At 73.3% G+C, this 22,437-nt stretch carries 1 protein-coding gene; it reads left to right on the forward strand.

The genetic code is table 11. The features are described 5' to 3' along the window. Positions 1 to 332 precede the first annotated feature (332 nt). Positions 333 to 22,412: a non-ribosomal peptide synthase/polyketide synthase gene (locus U9J23_RS13065; RefSeq protein WP_326598248.1), complete on the forward strand. Its 22,080-nt coding sequence runs from the start codon at positions 333 to 335 to the stop codon at positions 22,410 to 22,412. Positions 22,413 to 22,437: the final 25 nt, after the last annotated feature.

Genomic DNA, 22,437 nt, shown 5'->3' on the forward strand with positions numbered 1-22,437 from the left:
GACCGTCGGGAAAACGTTATCGAAACGCGATTGATCGCCTGCGGGGAACGATTTCCGAGGTCACCCGCGGTTCCGCACCGCTGCCGCGACGGTAGAGGGGCGACCTGTGGGGCGCAGCGGCGGGCGGTGCTGCGGTCGTCGCCGCAATCCGGTCGTACCGGTCGTACAGGTGGTCTAGCTTGTTGTGTGGCCCCGGTCACACGGGGTCACACGATCGAACGGGGGTCCGATCGCGGCGCCGCACGCCCAGCGCGGCACCGGGATCGGCTCCTGCACGCGATGTCGGGGGACACACGCCGATCACGGCCAACAACATCGCTTTCGGAGGGGATATGTCGCTGCGACACCGTCGTCCGCAGATACCGGCCGGCGCTTTCCCGCTGTCGTCTGCGCAACGGGCCATCTGGTTCGCGCAGCAGCTCGCGCCCGAGGTACCCGTGTGCATCGCGCAGTATGTGGATCTGCGCGGCGCCCCGGATCTGGATCTGCTGCGACGCTGCGGATATCGCGCCGGCGCCGAGTTCCAGTCCGCCTATCTGCGGGTCGTCGACATCGACGGTGAACCCGTCCAGTACGTCGACCCCACCGTCGAGGACCGCAACGAGATCCCGCTGCTCGACTTCCGCGGCGAACCCGACCCGATGGCCGCGGCGCACGAGTGGATGACCGCCGACTACGCCACCCCGGTGGACCTGGCGAACGACCTGCTGGTGAACATGACGATCCTGCAGGTCGCCGACGACCGGTTCCTCTGGTACGCCCGCATCCACCACGTCGCCCTCGACGGATTCGCGGCGATGACCATGGTCAACCGCATCGCCGCCCTCTACACCGCCGAGATCGAAGGCCGCGAAGCGGAACCGTCCAAGGCCGCCGACCTGCGCGCCCTGTACGACTGGGACCGCGACTACCGCACCTCCGAGCGCTACCGCACCGACCGCGACTACTGGATCGAACGGGTCGCCGGACTCGAGGACGGCTCGACCCTGGCGCACCGCGACGCCCCCACCGCGGCGGTGTCGCTGCTGTCGAGCCACACCCTCCCCGACGACCTCGTCGACGCGCTGACCGCGGTCGACGACGAACCGGGACTGTCGTCGACGGCGGCGGTCAGCGCGGCGTTCGCGTGCTATCTGGCGCGGATGACCGGCCGCGACGACGTGATGATCAACCTGCCGGTCTTCGCCCGCACCACCGCCATGGCCCGCCGCTCCGGCGGCATGCTCGTCAACACCGCGCCGCTGCACATCTCCGTCGACCCGGACGACACCCGCACCGACCTGGTGCGGCGGGTGCAGCTCGAACTCACCGGGGCGCTGCGCCACCAGCGATTCAGCCTCGAGGACATCCGCCGCGAGACCGGCGCCGCCGGCGACCCGTACCGCTATGCCGGGCCGATGGTCAACGTCATGCTGTTCCGGCAGGAGATCGTGCTCGGCGACATCCGCGGCGAGTTCCACATCATGACCTCCGGTCCCGTCGAGGACCTGCTGGTCAACATCTATCAGAGCGGCGACCCGGCCCGGACCTTCCTCGACTTCCGCGGCAACCCCCACCGCTACGACGAGGACGAACTGCGCACCCACCACGACCGGTTCGTCGACCTGCTCGACGACTTCCTGCGCAGCGCCCCCGACCGCGCGGTCGCCGCGATCCATCCGGCCAGCGTGACCCTCGGCGAGCAGCGCCGCCGCGCCGCCGCCGACGCCGGATTCTGGCGCGAACGCCTCGCCGACGCCCCCGAACACCTCGAACTGCCCCGCCCCGTCACCGCCCCCGCCGACGACACCCCCATCGACGTCGAGGACCGCCTGGCGGTCACCGCCGCGGCGCTCGCCGCGCGCTTCGCCACCACCGAGGGCGGCGCCCCCGACACCACGATCGCCGCGGTGCTGCACGCCGCGACCGCGGCGCTCACCGCGCGGCTGACCGGCCACGACGACGTCCTCATCGGGGTGGCCCACGACGGGCGGGTGCTGCCGCTGCGCGTCGCAGTGGACCCGGCCGAACCCTTCGCCGAACTGGTGCGGCGCGTGCGCACCCTCGACGCGGATCTCGCCGCCCACACCGAGGTCGACCCGGCCGTGCTCGCCGGCCTCGCCCCCGCCTGCCCGGTGGTGCTCGCCCTCGACGACCCGACCCCCGCCCCCGCGGAGTCGGTGCTGCGCGTGACGATCGACACCACCGGCACCACCGTGCAGGTCCGCACCGGCTACCGGCCCGACCGGGTGGACGCGCACACCGCCACCACCACCGGCCGGCGACTCGGCCGCGCCCTGACCGCGGTGCTCACCGACCCGCACCTGCCCATCGGGGATCTGCCGTTCGTCGGCAGCGACGAGGTCGCCGGGCTGGTCCCGGCGCACGGCGACCCGGCCCGCTCCGCGCAGACCCTGCCGGAGATCCTGTGCGCGGTCGCCGCGGTGGTGCCGGACACCGAGGCGGTGGTGTGCGAGGACCGGCGCATGACCTACGGCGAACTCGACGCCTGGTCCAACCGGCTCGCCCGCGTCCTCATCGACGCCGGCGCCGGACCGGAGACGTTCGTCGCCGTCGGCATCGCCCGCTCCCTCGAATCGGTGGCGGTGATCTGGGCGATCGCCAAGTCCGGGGCCGCCTTCGTGCCCGTCGACCCGAAATATCCGGCCGAACGCATCGAATACATGCTCACCGACTCCGGGGCGATCCTGGGCCTGACCACCGCCGCGCACCGCGCCGAGCTGCCCGACACGGTGCCCTGGCTCGTCCTCGACGATCCCGAGCTCGACGCGCGGATCGCGCAGGCCGGCGCCGAGCCGGTCACCGACGACGACCGGCCGGCCACCCTGCTGTTCGACCATCCCGCCTACCTGATCTACACCTCCGGCTCCACCGGCCGCCCCAAGGGCGTGGTGGTGCCGCACCGCGGCCTGGCGAACCTGTCGGCGACCCTGCACACCCGCCTGGCCCCACCCCCGGCGGCGCGGGTGTCGCACTTCTCCTCGCCGAGCTTCGACGCGTCGATCTTCGAGTACATGACCGCCTTCGGCATCGGTGCGACCCTCGTGGTGGTGCCCGCCCACATCTACGGCGGCGACGAACTGGCGGCGCTGCTGCGCCGCGAACGGGTCACCCACCTGTTCTCCACCCCGGCGGCGCTGGCGTCGGTGGACCCGACCGGCGACGAATGCGAGGCGGTCACCGTCGCGGGCGAGGCGTGCCCACCGGAACTGGTGGCGCGCTGGGCACCCGGGCGGCGGATGTACAACGCGTACGGGCCGACCGAGACCACCATCGTCTGCAACATCACCGACATGCTGGTGCCGGGGGAGACCGTCACCATCGGCCACCCGGTGTGCGGCATCGACGAGCTGATCCTCGACGGGCGGCTGCATCCGGTGCCGGTCGGGGTCGCCGGGGAGCTGTACATCGCCGGGCCGGGCGTCACCCGCGGCTATCACGACCGGCCCGGCCTGACCGCGACCCGTTTCGTCGCCGACCCCTTCGGCCCGCCCGGCTCGCGCATGTACCGCACCGGCGACGTCACCCGCTGGCGGGTCCGCGACCCGCACCGTCCCGCCCGCTCGGTGAGCGTCGAATATCTCGGTCGCTCCGACTTCCAGGTCAAGATCCGCGGGTTCCGCATCGAACTCGGCGAGATCGACGCCGCCCTGAGCGACCGCCCGGAGGTCGCCTTCGCCGTCACCCTGGGCCGCGCCGCGCCCTCCGGGGAACAGATGCTCGTGTCCTACGTGCTGCCCGACGCCGGTTGCACCCTCGACCCGGAGCAGCTGTCCGCGGCGCTGGCGGCGCGGCTGCCCGCCCACATGGTGCCCGCCGCGATCATGGTGCTCGACGAGATCCCGCTGACCGCCGTCGGCAAACTCGACCGCAAGGCACTGCCCGAACCGGTCTTCGCCGGCGCCGGTGGGGCCGCGGCGATGTCGCCCACCGAGACCGCGCTGGCCGCGATCTTCGCCGACCAGCTCGGCGTCGCCGAGGTCGGCGCCGACGACAGCTTCTTCGAGCTCGGCGGCAACTCGCTGGTCGCCACCCGGGTGATCTCCCGCATCAACGACGCCTTCGGCACCGATCTGGGGGTGCGGTCACTGTTCGAGGCCCCCACCGTGCGGGCGCTGGCGGCGAACCTGCCCGCCGGCGACGACATCGACCGGCCCGCCCCGGCGCCGGTGCTGCCACGCCCGGACCGCATCCCGGTCTCCGCCGCCCAGCAGCGGCTGTGGTTCGTCGACCAGCTCGACCCGTCCTCGGCCGCCTACAACATCCCGATCGCGCTGCGGCTGCGCGGCGCCCTCGACCACGCGGCACTGGTCGCGGCGACACGCGATGTGCTCGACCGGCACGAGGCGCTGCGCACCGTCTACCCGGCCACCCCGGCCGGGCCGATCCAGCAGGTGCTGCCCGTCGACGCCCTCGCCCTGGATCCGACCCCCACCGCCACCGCCGATCTCGACGCGGACGTCGCCGCGGTCGTCGCGGCCGGTTTCGACGTCACCGTCGACCCGCCGCTGCGGATGCGGCTGTTCCGCGTCGCCGACGACGAGCACGTGCTCGCCGTGGTGGTGCACCACATCGCCGCCGACGGCGCGTCGCTGGCGCCGCTGTCCCGGGATCTGGTCACCGCCTACGCCGCCCGCGCCGCGGGCACCGCCCCGGACTGGGCGCCGCTGCCGCTGCAGTACGCCGACTACACCCTGTGGTTCGCGGAGCTGCTCGGCGACGTCGACGACCCGACCTCCCGCGCCGCCCGGCAACTCGACTACTGGCGCGAGATCCTCACCGGCGCCCCCGACCTGCTGGCGCTGCCCACCGACCGGCCGCGCCCACCGCAGCAGTCCTTCCGCGGCGCGAGCGTCGACGTCGAGATCACCCCGGAGCTGTACGGGCGGATCCGGCAGCTCGCCCACGCCCACACCGCCACCGAGTTCATGGTCGTGCACGCCGCCCTGGCGGTGCTGCTCGCCCGCCTGTCCGGCGGCGACGACATCGTCGTCGGCACCCCCGTCGCCGGGCGCAGCCACCGCCACCTCGACGACCTGGTCGGCATGTTCGTCAACACCGTCGCGCTGCGCACCGCCGTACCCGCCGACCTGTCCTTCGCCGACTTCCTCGCCGCGGTGCGCGACACCGACCTGGCGGCCTTCGCGCACACCGACCTGCCGTTCGACCGGCTCGTCGACGCCGTGGTGCCCGCCCGCTCGGCGGCCTACTCGCCGCTGTTCCAGGTGATGCTCGCCTTCGCCGACACCACCGGCGCGCACCTGACCCTGCCCGGCCTGGACGTCGACATCGCCGAAATCGACACGCACACCACCAAATTCGACCTGCATCTGCAGCTCGGCGCGGTCGCCGACGCCGACGGCCGCACCCACGCCCTGCGCGGCGCGTTGTCCTACGCCACCGACCTGTTCGATCCCGCCACCGCCGCCGCGATCGGGCAGCGCCTCGTGCGGCTGCTCGAGACGGTCACCGCGGATCCGGCGGTGCCGGTCGGCGACGTGGAGCTGCTCACCGCCGACGAACGCCGCACCGTCCTCGACACGTGGAACGCCACCACCGCCGACACCGGCCCCGCCACCACCCTCGGGGAACTGTTCGCCGCGCAGGTCGCCGCGACCCCGCACGCCCCGGCCGTCACCGTCGACGGCCGCACCCTCGGCTACGCCGAATTCGACGCGGTCACCAACCGGCTCGCGCGGCGGCTGCTGCGCGCCGGCGCCGGACCGGACCGGGTGATCGCCCTCGCCGCGCCGCGGTCGCTGGATCTGCTCGTCGGCATGTACGCGATCGTCAAGAGCGGTGCCGCCTACCTGCCGCTGGATCCGGAGCATCCCGCCGAGCGGCTGCGCTACGTCCTCGACACCGCCGCCCCGCGCGCGGTGCTCACCACCAGCGACGTCGCCGACGCCCTGCCCGACACCGGCGCCGAGGTGCTGCGCATCGACCGGCTCGACCTCGACGACGAATCCCCCGCGGCGCTCACCTCGGCGGATCGGCCGGAGCCGACCGGCGCGCATCTCGCCTACGTGATCTTCACCTCCGGCTCCACCGGCCGCCCCAAGGGCGTGGCGGTGCCGCACGCCGCGATCGTCAACCGGTTGCGCTGGATGCAGCACACCTATCCGCTGACCGCCGACGACACGGTGGTGCAGAAGACCCCCGCCACCTTCGACGTGTCGGTGTGGGAGTTCTTCTGGCCGCTGCAGGTCGGGGCACGCCTCGCCGTCGCCGCCCCCGGCGGGCACCGCGATCCCGGTTATCTGCTGCGGCTGTTCGCCGAGGAGCGGGTCACCGTGGCGCATTTCGTGCCGTCGATGCTCGCGGTGTTCGTCGACGCCCTGCACGGCCGCGACCGGGAACCGCTCGCGCTGCGGCACGTGTTCGCGTCGGGGGAGGCGCTGCCCGCCGAGACCGCCGCCGCGCTGCGCGAGGCCCTGCCGCGCACCGCCCTGCACAATCTGTACGGGCCCACCGAGGCCGCGGTGGACGTCACCGCCTGGACCACCACCGACACCGACCACGGATCGGTGCCCATCGGGCGCCCGGTGTGGAACACCCGCACCTACGTGCTCGACGCGCGGCTGCATCCGGTGCCCGCCGGCGCCGCCGGCGAACTGTATCTGGCCGGGATCCAGCTCGCCCGCGGCTATCTCGACCGCCCGGGCCTGAGCGCCGACCGGTTCGTCGCCGACCCGTTCGGGGCGCCGGGGGAGCGGATGTACCGCACCGGGGACCTGGCCACCCGCCGCGCCGACGGCGCCCTGATGTACCTGGGGCGCACCGACTTCCAGGTCAAGATCCGTGGTCTGCGCATCGAGCTCGGGGAGATCGAGCAGGTGCTGCGCGGCCGCGACGAGATCGGGCAGGCGGTGGTGCTCGTCCACCACGGCGCCGACGACCGGCTCACCGGTTATCTCGTGCCCACCCCGGGCCGCAGCATCGACACCGCCGCGGTCACCGCCGATCTCGCCGCGCAGCTGCCGGACTACATGGTGCCCACCGCCCTCGTCGTCCTCGACGCGCTGCCGGTCGGCCCCAACGGCAAACTCGACCGCAAGGCGCTGCCCGCCCCACCGGCGCCGACCGCCGCCGCCGGCTATCGGGCGCCGCGCACCCCCACCGAACAGCTCGTCGCCACCGTCTTCGCCGACCTGCTCGGCGTCGACCGGGTCGGCGCCGACGATCACTTCCTCGACCTCGGCGGCACCTCCCTGCTCGCGATGCGCGCCGCCGCCCGGCTCGCCGCGGACACCGGCGGGGAGCTCGGCATCCGGGAGATCTTCGACCATCCGGTCGTCGCCGATCTCGCCGCGCACCTCGACCAGCCCGACCGTGCCGGCGCCGGGCGCGGCACCCCGGTGGCCGGGCCGCGCCCCGACCCGGTCCCGCTGTCCCCGGCGCAGCAGCGGATGTGGTTCATCAACCAGTTCGACACCACCTCCCCGGCCTACAACATCGCCGTCGCCCTGCGCCTGACCGGCCGGCTCGACCAGGCGGCGCTGCAACACGCCATCGGCGACGTCGTCGCCCGGCACGAATCGCTGCGCACCCGCTATCCGCTCACCGACGACGGGCCCGTTCAGGTCGTGGTGCCCGCCGGCGCCGCCGTCCCCGACCTGGCGGTGCTCACCGTCGACGACGGCACCGACCTCGACACCGAACTCAGCCCGATCCTCACGGCCGGATTCGATGTGGCCACCGAGATCCCCATCCGCATCCGGGTGCTCGCCCTGACCGAGGACGAGCACGTGCTCGTCCTCGTCGCCCACCACATCGCCGCCGACGGCTTCTCCATGGGGCCGCTGGCCCGCGACGTCATCACCGCCTACAGCGCCCGCCACGCCGGGCAGGCCCCGCAGTGGACGCCGCTGCCGGTGCAGTACGTCGACTACACCCTCTGGCAGCACCGGGTGCTCGGCGACGACACCGACCCCGATTCCCTGGCCGCCGAACAGCTCCGGTTCTGGCGCGAGGCCCTCGCCGGCGCCCCGGAACTGCTCGAACTGCCCTTGGATCGGCCCCGCCCGGTGCAGCCGTCGCGGCGCGGCGCCCGCATCCCGTTCACCCTCGACGCCGCCGCGCACCGCCGGCTGCTCGACATCGCCCGCGCCCACGACGCCTCGGTGTTCATGCTGGTGCACGCCGCGCTGACGGTGCTGCTCGCCCGCCTGTCCGGCAGCGACGACATCGTCGTCGGCACCCCCGTCGCCGGTCGCGGCCACCGCGCCCTCGACGACCTGGTCGGCATGTTCGTCAACACCGTGGTGCTGCGCGCCCGGGTCGACGACGACGAACCGTTCACCGCGCTGCTCGACCGCATCCGCACCGGCGACCTGACCGCCTTCGGGCACACCGATGTGCCCTTCGAGCGGCTCGTCGAGGTCCTCGACCCGCCCCGCTCGACCGCCTACACCCCGCTGTTCCAGGTGCTGCTCGAATTCCAGGACACCGAACGCCCCGAGATCGAGCTGCCCGACCTGTCGGTGCGGGTGATCGACCTCGACCCGATGCTGGCGCTGTTCGACCTGCAGCTGTCCATCGCCGAGACCACCGACGCCGACGGCCCCGCCGGCATCCGCGCGTCGTTCACCTACGCCACCGACCTGTTCGACGCCGCCACCGTCGCCTCGTTCGCCGACCGGTTCGTGCGCATCGTCGAGGCGATCACCGACACCCCCGACATCGCGGTCGGCAACATCGACATCGTCACCGACCGGGAACTGGCCGACCTGACCCCGGCGCGGGGCCTGCCACCGGTCTCACCGCAACTGTGGCCGGAACTGCTCACCTCGATCGCCGCGATCCTGCCCGACGCCGTCGCCCTGCGCTTCGCCGACCGGCAGGTCACCTACGCCGAACTCGACGCCTGGTCCACCCGCGTGGCGCGACTGCTCATCGACGAATACCGCCTCGGCCCGGAAACCGTCGTCGCGCTCGCGCTGACCCGCTCGCTCGAATCGGTCGCGGTGGTGTGGGCGGTCACCAAGACCGGCGCGGCGTTCGTGCCCGTCGACCCCGCCTACCCACCGGAGCGGGTGAGCTACATGCTCACCGACAGCGCCGCCGCCCTCGGCATCACCACCGCCGCGCACCGCGACACGCTGCCCGCCGAGGTGCCGTGGCTGGTGCTCGACGATGCTGCCGTCGCCGCCCGGATCGCCGCGACGAGCGACGCGCCGATCACCGACGCCGACCGCACCGCCCCGCTGCACTTCGACCACCCGGCCTACCTGATCTACACCTCCGGCTCCACCGGCCGCCCCAAGGGCGTGGTGGTCACCCACCGCGGCATGACCAACCTCAACGCCGAGGTGCGCAGCCACTTCACCATCACCCACCAGGCCCGCGTCTCGCACCTGGCGTCGCCGAGCTTCGACGCGTCGATCTTCGAGTTCACCAAGGCGTTCTGCGCCGGCGCCACCCTGGTGATCGTGCCGCCGGACATCTACGGCGGCGACGAACTCGCCCGGCTGCTGCGCGAGGAGAAGGTCACCCACGCCTTCATCACCCCCACCGCGCTCGCCTCCCTCGACCCCACCGGACTCGACGACCTCGAGGTCCTCGTCGTCGCCGGTGAGGCCTGCCCACCGGAACTGGTGGCGCGCTGGGCGCCGGGACGCCGCATGTTCAACGGCTACGGCCCGTCCGAGGCCACCATCGAGACCAGCGTCAGCCCGCAACTGCTGCCCGGGCACACCGTCACCATCGGCGGCCCCGCCGTCGGCTTCCACCAGACCGTCCTCGACGACCGGCTGCGGCCCGTCCCCGTCGGGGTGGCCGGCGAGCTGTACATCGCCGGGCCGGGCGTGGCCCGCGGCTACCATCGCCGCCCCGACCTGACCGCCGCCCGGTTCGTCGCCGACCCCTACGGCACCCCCGGCGAACGCATGTACCGCACCGGAGACGTGGTGCGCTGGCGGCACGACGGCACCGTCGAGTATCTCGGCCGCTCCGACTTCCAGGTCAAGGTGCGCGGCTTCCGCATCGAACTCGGCGAGATCGACGCCGCCCTCACCGCCCACGACGCGGTCGCCTTCGCCCACACCATCGGGCACACCGCACCCAGCGGCGACACCGTGCTCGTGTCCTACGTGCTGCCCGACACCACCGACACCACCGCCACGCAGATCGATCCGCGGGCACTGCGCGCCTGGGCCGCGGCCCGGCTGCCCGGCCACATGGTGCCCGCCGCGGTGGTGGTGCTCGACGAGCTGCCGCTGACCCCGGTCGGCAAACTCGACCGCCGCGCCCTGCCGGTACCGGACCTGACACGGCTCGGCGGCGACTACCGTCCCCCGAGCACCGACCTCGAGGCCACCGTCGCCGAGATCGTCGCCGACGTCCTCGGCCACCCGCAGGTCTCCGTCGACGACAACTTCTTCGACCTCGGCGGCAACTCGCTGATCGCCACCCGCGTCGTCGCCCGCCTCAACGCCGCGCTCGGCACCGACGCCGGGGTCCGCGCCCTGTTCGAAGCCCCCACGGTGCGGGCGCTCGCCGCGCGCATCCTCGACGACCACGGTGGGCACGGACGAGTGCCGCTGGTCGCCGCCGACCGGCCCGAACGGTTGCCGCTGTCCCCGGCGCAGCAACGCATGTGGTTCGTCAACCAGTTCGACACCACCTCCGCCGCCTACAACATTCCGCTCGCCATCCGCCTGTCCGGCCGCCTCGACGTCGCGGCACTGACCGGAGCGGTGCGCGACGTACTCGACCGGCACGAGAGCCTGCGCACCTGGTATCCCGGCGACGAACAGGGCCCGCGCCAGGTCGTCGTCGACACCGACCGGGTGCTGCCGGCGCTGACGGCGCAGCCGGTCACCGCCGCCGACCTGCCCACCGAACTCGCCGACTTCGTCGGTGCCGGTTTCGACGTGGCCGCGGCGGTGCCGGTGCGGCTACGACTGTGGCGCCTGGACGACCACACCCATGTCCTGGCGGTGGTGGTGCACCACATCGCCGCGGACGGCTCGTCGATGGCGCCGCTGGCCCGCGACCTGATGCTCGCCTACACCGCCCGCACCGGCGGGACGGACCCGGACCGGGCGCCGCTGCCGGTGCAGTACGCCGACTACGCACTGTGGCAGCGCCGGCTGCTCGGCGACCCGGACGACCCGACCTCCCTCGCCGCCGCGCAGCTGCGGTTCTGGCGCGACACCCTCGCCGACGCCCCCGAACTGCTGCCGCTGCCCACCGACCGGCCGCGCCCCACCCAGCGCAGCCTCCACGGCGCCCTGCACCGCTTCACCGTGCCCGCCGATGTGCAGCGGCGCCTCGAGGCGCTGGCCGCCGAGCACGACACCACCGTGTTCATGGCGGTGCACGCGGCGTTCGCGGCGCTGCTGGCCCGCCTGACCGGCACATCCGACATCGTCATCGGCTCCCCGGTCGCCGGTCGCGGCCACCGCGCCCTCGACGACCTGGTCGGCATGTTCGTCAACACCGTGGTGCTGCGCACCCCCGTCGACGGGGCCCTGTCGTTCACCGACCACCTGCACCGCACCCGCGAGATCGACCTCGCGGCCTTCGGGCACACCGAGCTGCCCTTCGAAACCCTCGTCGACGTGCTCGCCCCGACCCGCGAGACCGACCGGTCCCCGCTGTTCCAGGTGGTCCTCGAATACGGCAACACCGAACGGGCCCACCTGCAGCTGCCCGAACTCGAGGTCGACGCCCTCGACCCCGAACTGCCCGTCGCCAAGTTCGACCTGCAACTGACCCTGCAGGACCCCGACCCGGCCGGGGCGGGGGAGAGCGGCGGAATGCCCGCGGCGTTCACCTACGCCACCGACCTGTTCGATCCCGACACCGTCGCCTCCTTCGCGCAACGGCTGGTGCGGCTGCTCGACGCGGTCACCGCCGACCCGCACCGCCCCATCGGCGACGTCGACCTGCTCACCGACGACGAACGCCCCGCCACCCCGGCACCGCTGCGCCCGGCCACGGCGAGCGTGCTCGGCTCCGCCTCGGCGAGCGTGCTCGGCTCCGCCTCGGCATCGCTGCTCGATCTGTACGCCCGCGGCGCCGGACTCGACCCGGCGGCGATCGCGGTCACCGCCCCCGACGGGACGCTGCGCTACGACGAACTCACCGACCGGGTGCAGCGCCTGGCCCGGCTGCTCATCGAGCACGGCGCCGGACCCGAGCGGCTCGTCGCCGTCGCCCTGCCGCGCGGCACCGACCTGATCGTCGCGCTGCTCGCCGTGCTGCACAGCGGCGCCGCCTATCTGCCCATCGACGTGGCGTTCCCCCCGGACCGGCTCGCGTACATGTTCGACGACGCGGCCCCGGTGTGCCTGCTCACCACCGCCGACCACGCCACCGCCCTGCCCCCGCACACCCCACCGATCGTGGACCTGCACGACCCGGCCGTACGCACCCGCCTCGACGAGATGCCCAGCGGCGGTGACGGATTGCCACACGTGCACCCGGAGGCAGCGGCATACGTCATCTACACCTCCGGCTCCACCGGCCGCCCCAAGGGCGTGATGGTGCCGCACCGCACCGTCGTCACCCTGCTCACCGACACCACCGACATGTTCGGCTTCGACGCCTCCGACGTGTGGACACTGTTCCACTCCTACGCCTTCGACTTCTCGGTGTGGGAACTGTGGGGCGCCCTCGCCCACGGCGGCCGGCTCGTCGTCGTCGACTACCACACCGCCCGCAACCCGCAGGAATTCCTGGCCCTGCTGCGCCGCGAACGGGTCACCGTGCTCAACCAGACCCCGACGGCCTTCTACCAGCTCATCGACGCCGACCGCGCCGCCGGCACCGACCTGCCGGCGCTGCGCCGGGTGATCTTCGGTGGGGAAGCCCTCGACTTCGGGCAGCTCGACCGCTGGTACCGGCGCCACGACGACACCGCCCCGACGCTGGTGAACATGTACGGCATCACCGAGACCACCGTGCACGTCACCGCCCGCACCATCACCCGCGAACTCGCCGCCACCGCCGCGGCAAGCCTGATCGGCCCGCCGTTGCCGTCGCTGCGCCTGCACATCCTCGACAACCGGCTGCATCCGGTGCCCACCGGGGTGATCGGCGAACTGTACGTCTCCGGCGCCCAACTCTCCCGCGGCTACCTGCACCGCCCCGATCTGACCGCCACCCGATTCGTCGCCGACCCGCACGGCGCCCCCGGCGACCGGCTCTACCGCACCGGGGACCTGGCACGACGCACCCGCGACGGCGAGATCGAATATCTCGGCCGCGCCGACTTCCAGGTGCAGCTGCGCGGTTTCCGCATCGAGCTCGGCGAGATCGAAGCGGCGCTGCTGCGCGCCCCCGGTGTCGGCCGCGCCGTGGTCGTCGTCCACACCGACGACGCTTCGGAGACCGAACGTCTCGTCGGCTACGTGGTGCCCGAGACCGGCCACGATCTCGACGTCGACGTGGTGCTCGACCATGCCGCCGGGGAACTCGCCGCGTACATGCTGCCGTCCACCCTGGTGGTGCTCGACACGCTGCCGGTCACCGCGACCGGCAAACTCGACCGGCGTGCGCTGCCCGCCCCCGACTTCGCCGCCCGCACCACCGTCTCCCGCGCCCCGGCGCGCGGCCCCGAAGCGGTGCTGGTGGAACTGTTCGCGCAGGTCCTCGGTCTGCCGACGGTGGGGGTGGACGATTCGTTCTTCGCCCTCGGCGGCGATTCGATCATGTCCATCCAGCTGGTCTCCCGCGCGAAGGCCGCCGGCCTGGACCTGACTCCGCGCGAGGTGTTCGAACACAAGACCCCCGCCGCGCTCGCCGCCGTCGTCGGCACCACCGCCCCCGCGGAGACCCTCGCGGAGCTGCCAGGCGGTGGGGTCGGGGACATGCCGCTGCCGCCGATCGCGCACTGGATGCTCGACCGTGGCGGCAGCATCGGCCGCTACTCGCAGGCGCTGCTGCTGCGCCTGCCCACCGGCCTGGACGCGGCGACGCTGCGGGCGATCGTCACCGCCGTCCTCGACCGGCACGACATGCTGCGCGTGCACCTGCTTCCGGTGCCGGACGCTCCCGGCGGACATGTGCTGCACGTACCCGCCCCGGGCAGCGTCGACGTCGACACCGTCGTCCACCGGGTGCCGGTCACCAGCGCCGCCGACAGCGACGACTTCTTCGCCCTGGCCGCCACCGAACTCGACGCCGCCGCCGACCGACTCGACCCGCACAGCGGGCGGGTGGTGCAGCTGGTGTGGTTCGACGCCACCAGCGGCGCCGGCCGGTTGCTCATCGTCATCCACCATCTCGCCGTCGACGGAGTGTCCTGGCGCATCCTCGTCCCGGACCTGGCCGCCGCGTGGGCCGCCGCCACGGCCGGCAGTGCTGCCGGCAGGAGTGCGTTGCTGCCCCCGCACACCGGCACCAGCGTGCGCCGCTGGGCCCACGCCCTGCGCGACGCCGCCCCCGAGCGCCGCCCCGAACTCGACTTCTGGCGCGGGGCGCTCGACGGACCGAACCCGCCGCTCGGGCACCGCCCGTTCGATCCGGTGCGCGACACCAACGCCACCGTCACCACCGTCGCCACCGAACTGCCCACCTCCGTCACCGAGGCGCTGCTCACCGCCGTGCCCAACGCCTTCCACGGCGCCGTCGACCACGGGCTGCTCACCGCGCTCGCGCTGGCGGTGGCGGCGTGGCGCCGCGACCGCGGCCACGACCCGGCCTCGCTGCTGCTCAACCTCGAAGGGCACGGCCGCGACAGCACCGCCGCCGCCGGCGCCGACCTGTCCGGCACCGTCGGCTGGTTCACCACCATCCACCCGCTGCGCCTGGACCTGACCGACATCGACCTCGACGACGCGCTCGCCGCCGGCCCGGCCGCCGGTCGCGCCGTCAAGACCGTCAAGGAACACCTCGCCGCCGTCCCCGACCACGGCACCGGCTACGGGCTGCTGCGCTATCTCGATCCCGACACCGCCACCGAACTCGCGAACGCACCGACGCCGCAGGTCAGCTTCAACTATCTCGGCCGCCCCACCGCCGGGGTCACCGACACCGACACCCCCTGGCTGCCCATCGACGGCTTCCCCCGCGGCGGGGCACAGAGCCCGGACATGCCCGCCGCCGCGGTGCTCGACATCAACGCCGTCACCGCCGACACCCCCACCGGGCCGGTGCTGAAGGTGCACTGGTCGTATCCGGCCGGGCTGCTCGACGACACCGACGTCACCGCCCTGGCGAACCACTTCGCCACCGCCGCCACCGCACTGACCCGGCACACCCGCAGCCCGCACGCCGGTGGCCTGACCCCCTCGGATCTGCCGCTGGTGCGACTGCACCAGGACGTCATCGAACGCCTCGAGCAACGCTACGGGCGCCTGGACACGGTGTGGCCGACCGCGCCGCTGCAGACCGGGCTGCTCTTCCACGCCCTGCTCGCCGGGGACCGCCCCGACGCGTACATCGTGCAACTCGTCCTCGACCTGCGCGGTGAGGTCGACGCGAGCCGGATGCGCCGCTCCCTGCAACTGCTGCTCGACCGGCATCCGGCGCTGCGCGCGGCGTTCCCCGCCGCCGGCGACGGACACGTCCAGGTCATCCCCACCCACGTGGAGGTGCCGTTCACCGTCGCCGACACCAGCGACGACCCCGACCCGGACGACGCCGCCGCGCAACTGCTCGCCCTCGATCGACGCACCCGCTTCGACACCGAGACCGCGCCGCTGCTGCGCGCGACCGTCGTGCACACCGGCCCGGGCCGGCACCTGCTGGCGTTGACGAACCATCACCTGCTGCTCGACGGCTGGTCCACCCCGGTGCTGATCCGGGAACTGCTGATGCTCTACGCCACCGACGCGGACCAGCGGGCACTGCCCCCGGCGCCGCACTACGGCAGCTACCTCACCTGGCTCGCCGACCGCGACCCCGAGGCCTCCCTCGACGCCTACCGCCGCGCCCTCGCCGGGGTGGACGAACCGACCCTGCTCGCCCCGCAGCACCGCCCCGGCACCACCGCCGGGATCTCCGAGGACCTCGACCTCGACCTCGACACCACCCTGTCGGTACGGCTGCACGACACCGCCACCGCCCGCGGCGTCACCGTCAACACCCTCGTGCAGACCGCCTGGGGTGTGGTGCTCGGCGCCCTCACCGGCCGCACCGACGTGGTGTTCGGGGCGACCGTCTCCGGGCGGCCACCGCAGATCCCCGGCATCGAGGCAATGGTCGGGTTGTTCATCAACACCGTCCCGGTGCGCATCACCGTGCGGCCCGACGACACCGTCGGCGCGCTCGTCGACCGGGTGCAGGCCGAACAGGTCGCCCTGCTCGATCACCACCATCTCGACCTGGGCACCCTCGACCGGCACCTCGGGGCCGCCGTGCGATTCGACACCCTCACCGTCTTCGAGTCGTACCCCGTCGAACGCGCCGGTCTCGACCGCGACACCGACCTCGGCGGCATGCGCGTCGCCGACATCACCGGCCGCGACGCCGCGCACTACCCGCTGTCGGTGGTCGTGCACACCGACACCGCGGTGCACCTGCGCATGAAATACCTGCCGGAGGTCTTCGACCGCGACGCCGTCGCCGCGATCGCCGCGCGCATCACCGCCGTGCTCGACGCCCTCACCGGCGACCCGGCCGCCCCGATCACCGCGCTGCCGACGCTCACCGCCACCGAGCACGCCGCGCTGCTGCCGGTGCACGGACCGGCCGGGGGCAGCGACGCCACCCTGCCGCAGCTGCTCGCCGCGACCGCCGCCGCACACCCGGATCGGCCGGCCCTGCGCGAGGGGGAGCGGGTGCTCACCTACCGCGAACTCGACGAACGCTCCACCCGGCTGGCGCGGGTACTGCTGCGCCGCGGCGCCGGACCGGAGACCTTCGTCGCCCTCGGCATCGCCCGCTCCATCGAGTCGGTGACCGCGATGTGGGCGATCACCAAGACCGGGGCGGCGTTCGTGCCCGTCGACCCGCGCTATCCCGCCGAACGCGTCGCATTCATGCTCGACGACTGCGGCGCCACCGTCGGCCTGACCACCACCGCACACCGCGACCGGCTCCCGGACACGGTGCCGTGGCTGCTGCTCGACGACCTCGACCGCGACGCCACGGGAGAGAACACCACCACGATCGACGACACCGACCGCCCCGTCGCGCTGCGGCTGGATCATCCCGCCTACCTGATCTACACCTCCGGCTCGACCGGCCGCCCCAAGGGTGTGATCACCACCCACCGCAGCCTGGACAACTTCGCCCGCGACCAGCGCAGCCGCTTCGGTGCCGGACCCGGCGCGCGGGTCATGCACGTCTCGTCGCCGAGCTTCGACGCGTCGATCTTCGAATACCTCCTGGCGTTCGGGTCCGGCGCCGAACTGGTGATCGTGCCCCCGCACATCGTCGGCGGCGCCGAACTCGGCGCGCTGCTGCGCGAGCAGCGGGTCACCCACGGGTTCATCACCCCCGCCGCGCTCGCCTCCCTCGACCCGGCGGATCTGACCGACCTCACCGATCTCGCGGTCGGTGGGGAGGCGTGGCCGGCGGACCTGCAGGCCACCTGGGCGCCCGGCCGGCGTCTCGTCGACGCGTACGGGCCCACCGAGACCACCATCATGGCCGCGATCAGCGACCCCCTGGGCGTCGACGACCCACTCACCCTCGGCGGTCCGCTGCGCGGGGTGCACGCCGTCGTCCTCGACACCGCGCTGCGACCCGTGCCGTTCGGTGCCGTCGGTGAGCTGTACCTGGCCGGCTGGGGTCTGGCCCGCGGCTACCACGCCCGGTCCGCGCTGACCGCCGCCCGGTTCGTCGCCGACCCCTACGGCGCCCCCGGCGAACGCATGTACCGCACCGGGGATCTGGTGCGCTGGGTCGGTGACCTCGACCGGCGGGATCTGCGCATCGAATACGTCGGCCGCAGCGACTTCCAGATCAAGATCCGCGGTTTCCGCGTCGAACTCGGCGAGATCGACGCCGTGCTCGCCGCCCACCCGGCCGTCGGGTTCGCCGCCACCGTCGCGCACCGCGCCCCGAGCGGGGAGACGGTCCTCGTCGCCCACCTGCACCCCGCACCCGGCGCCGACATCGACCACGCCGCAGTGAAATCCCATGTCGCCGAGCATCTCCCGGCACACATGGTGCCCACCGTCATCAGCGTGCTCGACGAGATCCCGCTGACCCCCGTCGGCAAACTCGACCGCGCCGCCCTGCCCGCACCGAACCTGACCGCCGGCGCCCACGACCGCCCGGCACCCACCGACCCGCTCGAGTCGCTCGTCGCCGACGAACTCGCCGACGTGCTCGGCCTCGACCGGCTCGGCGTCGACGACAACTTCTTCGACCTCGGCGGCAACTCGCTGCTCGCCACCCGCGCCGTCGCCCGCCTCGGCGACCGGCTCGGCCGACCCGTGCCGGTGCGCGCCCTGTTCGAAGCCCCCACCGTCGCCGCGCTCGCCGCGCACCTCGACGACCGGCCCGCCACCGAGATCGAGGAACCCGCCGCCGACACCACCTCCGGCCCGGTCGCCGGACCGCGCCCCGAGCACATCCCGCTCTCCCCGGCGCAGCAGCGACTGTGGTTCATCAACCAGTTCGACCCGACCTCCGCCGCCTACAACATCCCCCTGGCGATCCGGTTGTCCGGGCATCTGTCCCCGGCCGCGCTCGGCGCCGCCCTGCACGACGTGCTGGCCCGGCACGAGAGCCTGCGCACCGTCTACCCGGCGTCGGCGGCCGGACCGCACCAGCGGATCCTCGCCGCCGCCGACGCCCCGCTGCCGCTGGACGTGGTGCCCGCCGGGGAGGACACCGTGCACACCGCCATCGCCGATTTCCTCGGCGCCGGCTTCGACGTCACCGTCGACATCCCGGTGCGGGCACGGGTGTTCTCCTTCGGCCGCGACGACCATCTCGCCGTGCTGGTCGTGCACCACATCGCCGCCGACGGCGGCTCCACCGGTCCGCTCGCCCGCGACCTGATGATCGCCTACGCCGCCCGCAGCCGTGGCGAGACCCCGGCGTTCGGGCCGCTGCCGGTGCAGTACGCCGACTACACCCTGTGGCAACTCGACCGGCTCGGCGACCCGGACGACCCCGGCACCCTCGCCGCCGACCAGACCGCCTACTGGCGGCAGCGCCTCGCGGGGCTGCCGGAGGTGCTGCCGCTGCCCACCGACCGGCCGCGACCGCCGCAGCAGTCCTTCCGCGGCGACATCACCCGCTTCACCGTCGACGCCGATCTGCTCGCCCGGCTGCAGCAACTTGCCGCCGCACGGCGCAGCACCGTGTTCATGACCGTGCACGCGGCGTTCGCGGTGCTCCTCGCCCGCCTGTCGGGCAGCGACGACATCGCCGTCGGCTCCCCGATCGCCGGTCGCGGACACCGCGCCCTCGACGATCTGGTGGGCATGTTCGTCAACACCGTCGTGCTGCGCACCGCGGTGCCCGCCGAGCAGTCGTTCACCGACCTGCTCGCCGCCGTCACCGACAACGACCTCGACGCCTTCGCCCACGCCGACCTGCCCTTCGACCGGGTCGTCGACGCACTCGCCCCGACCCGCTCGACCGCGCACTCACCGCTGTTCCAGGTCTCCCTCGAATTCCACACCGCCGAACTGCCCGCGGTGGAACTTCCACACCTGAGCGTGCAGGGCGTCGCCCTCGACCCGACGGTGTGCAACTTCGACCTCGAACTGCTCGTCGGGGAGAACGCCGAAGGTGGCCTCGACGCCGCCTTCGTCTACGCCACCGACCTGTTCGACATCGAGACGGTGCGCGGCTTCGCCGACCGGTTCACCCGGCTGCTGCACGCGATCGCCGCCGACCCGCACCGCCCCGTCGGCGATCTCGACCTGCTCACCGCCGCCGAACACACCGCGCTGGTGCCCGCCATCGGACCCGAGGCCGAACCGGCAGTGCTGTGGCCGCACCTGCTCGACACCGCTGTCGCCACCGCCCCGGACGCGGTCGCGGTCGTCGACGGCGACCGGCAGGTCACCTACCGCGAACTCGACGCCCGCGCACACCGGCTCGCGCGGCGCCTGCTCGACCGCGGCGCCGGACCCGAACAGGTCATCGCCCTGGCGATCCCACGCTCGCTCGAGTCGGTCACCGCAGTGTGGGCGACGGTGCGCAGCGGCGCGGCGTTCGTCCCGGTCGACCCCACCTATCCGGCCGACCGCATCGCGTTCATGCTCGACGACAGCGCCGCGCGCGTCGGCATCACCGTCGCCGCGCACCGCGCCGCGCTGCCCGACGAGGTGGACTGGCTCGTCCTCGACGACCTCGACCTCACCGAAGGGCCGGTCGCACCGATCGACGACACGGACCGGCCGACGGTGCTGCGCCCGGATCATCCGGCCTACCTGATCTACACCTCCGGCTCGACCGGGCGCCCCAAGGGTGTGGCGGTCACCCACCGCGGCCTGGCCTCCCTCGCCCGGGAGGAACGCGAGCGGCTGCAGGTCACCGCCGCAGCCCGGGTGTCGCATCTGGCGTCACCGAGCTTCGACGCGTCGATCTTCGAGCAGATAATGGCCCTGTGCGCGGCGGCGACGCTGGTGATCGTGCCGCCGCAGGTCTACGGCGGTGACGAGCTCGCCGCGGTGCTGCGCGCGCAGCGCGTCAGCCACGCCTTCATCACCCCCACGGCGCTGGCCTCGCTCGACCCGGACACCGTCCCCGAACTGCACACCCTGCTCGTCGCCGGCGAGGCGCTGCCGCCGGAGCTGGTGGCGCGCTGGGCGCCGTCGCGGCGGGTGATCGACGCCTACGGTCCCACCGAGGCGACGATCATGACCTCCCTCGGCGACCCGCTCACCGTCGGCGAACCCGTCACCATCGGCACCCCCAGCCGCGGTTTCCGCGCCCTGGTCCTCGACGGGCGGCTGCAGCCCGTCCCGGTCGGGGTGGCCGGGGAACTGTATGTCGCCGGGCCGGGTCTGGCCCGCGGCTACCACGACCGGCCCGCGCTGACCGCCGCCCGGTTCGTGCCCGACCCCACCGGCACGGGGGAGCGGATGTACCGCACCGGTGATCTGGTGCGCTGGACCGCCGATCATCGCCTCGACTACGTCGGCCGCACCGACTTCCAGGTCAAGATCCGCGGCTTCCGCGTCGAACTCGGCGAGATCGACGCCGCACTGACCGCCCACCCGCAGGTGGTCTTCGCCCACACCCTCGGCCACACCACCCCGTCCGGGCAGGCGGTGCCGGTGTCCTACATCCGCCTCGCCCCCGATACCGACATCACCGCCGCCGAGGTGAAAACGTTCGTCGCGCAGCATCTTCCGCCGCACATGGTGCCGACGGTGATCACCGTGCTCGACGACATCCCGCTCACCCCGGCCGGCAAACTCGACCGCGCCGCGCTGCCCGCCCCGGACTTCACCGCCCCGGCCGGGGACTACCGGGCGCCGCGCACCAACCTCGAAAAGCTCGTCACCGACCTGTTCGCCGAGCATCTCGGCCTCGACCGGGTCGGCGTCGACGACAACTTCTTCGACCTCGGCGGCACCTCGCTGCTGGCGACCCGGTTGCTACCGGCGCTCGGGGAACGACTCGGGCGGCGCGTGCCGATCGCGTCGATCTTCACCCACCCCACCCCGGCAGAACTCGCCGCACACCTGAGCAGCGGCGACACCGAGGCGGACAACGGCATCGACGAGGCGTTCCGGGTGCTCGTGCCGCTGCGCCCCGGTACCGGCACCGCGCTGTTCTGCATCCATCCCGCCGCCGGGCTGTCCTGGCCGTACAGCACCCTCGCGCACCGCCTCGACGACGACCGGCCCGTCTACGGTCTGCAGTTGCCGGCCCTGTCCGGTGGTCCGCGGCACGACACCATCACCGCGCTGGCCCGCCACTACGTGCGGGAGATCCGCCGGGTGCAGCCACACGGCCCGTATCACCTGCTCGGCTGGTCGCTCGGCGGGGTGGTCGCGCATGCCGTCGCCGTCGAACTGCGCCGCGCCGGCGAACTCGTCGATACCCTCGCCCTGCTCGACAGCCACCTCGTGGTCGGGGCGTCCCCGGCCGTCGGCACCCGCGACATGCTGCGCGATCTCGGGCTTCCCGTCGACGACGGTGAGCCGAGCTTCGAACACGCCGCCGCGGTGCTCGACGAGGCGTTCGGGGGCGGCACCGGATTGACCGCCGCCCACCTCGAACGGCTGCACGCCGGGTCGACCGACACCGCCCGCGCGGCGCGGCGGCACGAACCGGACACCTTCGACGGGGACGCGTTGTTCTTCACCGCGGCCCGCTCGGAGGCCCCGGTCCCGGCGGTGGCGGCCTGGCACAACGTGATCGCCGGCGAGATCCACCAGTACCGGCTCGACTGCGATCACCACGAGATGGTGAGCGCCCGGGCGGTGGAGACGATCGTCGCGGTGCTCTCGGCGCGGCTGACCGAGAGCGACGCGGCGCTGCGTCGGTGGGGACGGGTCGCGGTGCAGGTCGCCGGGCGTAACGGGGACCGCCGGAACTGACCTCGGCGCATCCGTTCACCGGGCC

Source organism: Rhodococcus sp. PD04 (assembly GCF_035918275.1).
GTDB classification, from domain to species: domain Bacteria; phylum Actinomycetota; class Actinomycetes; order Mycobacteriales; family Mycobacteriaceae; genus Rhodococcus; species Rhodococcus rhodochrous.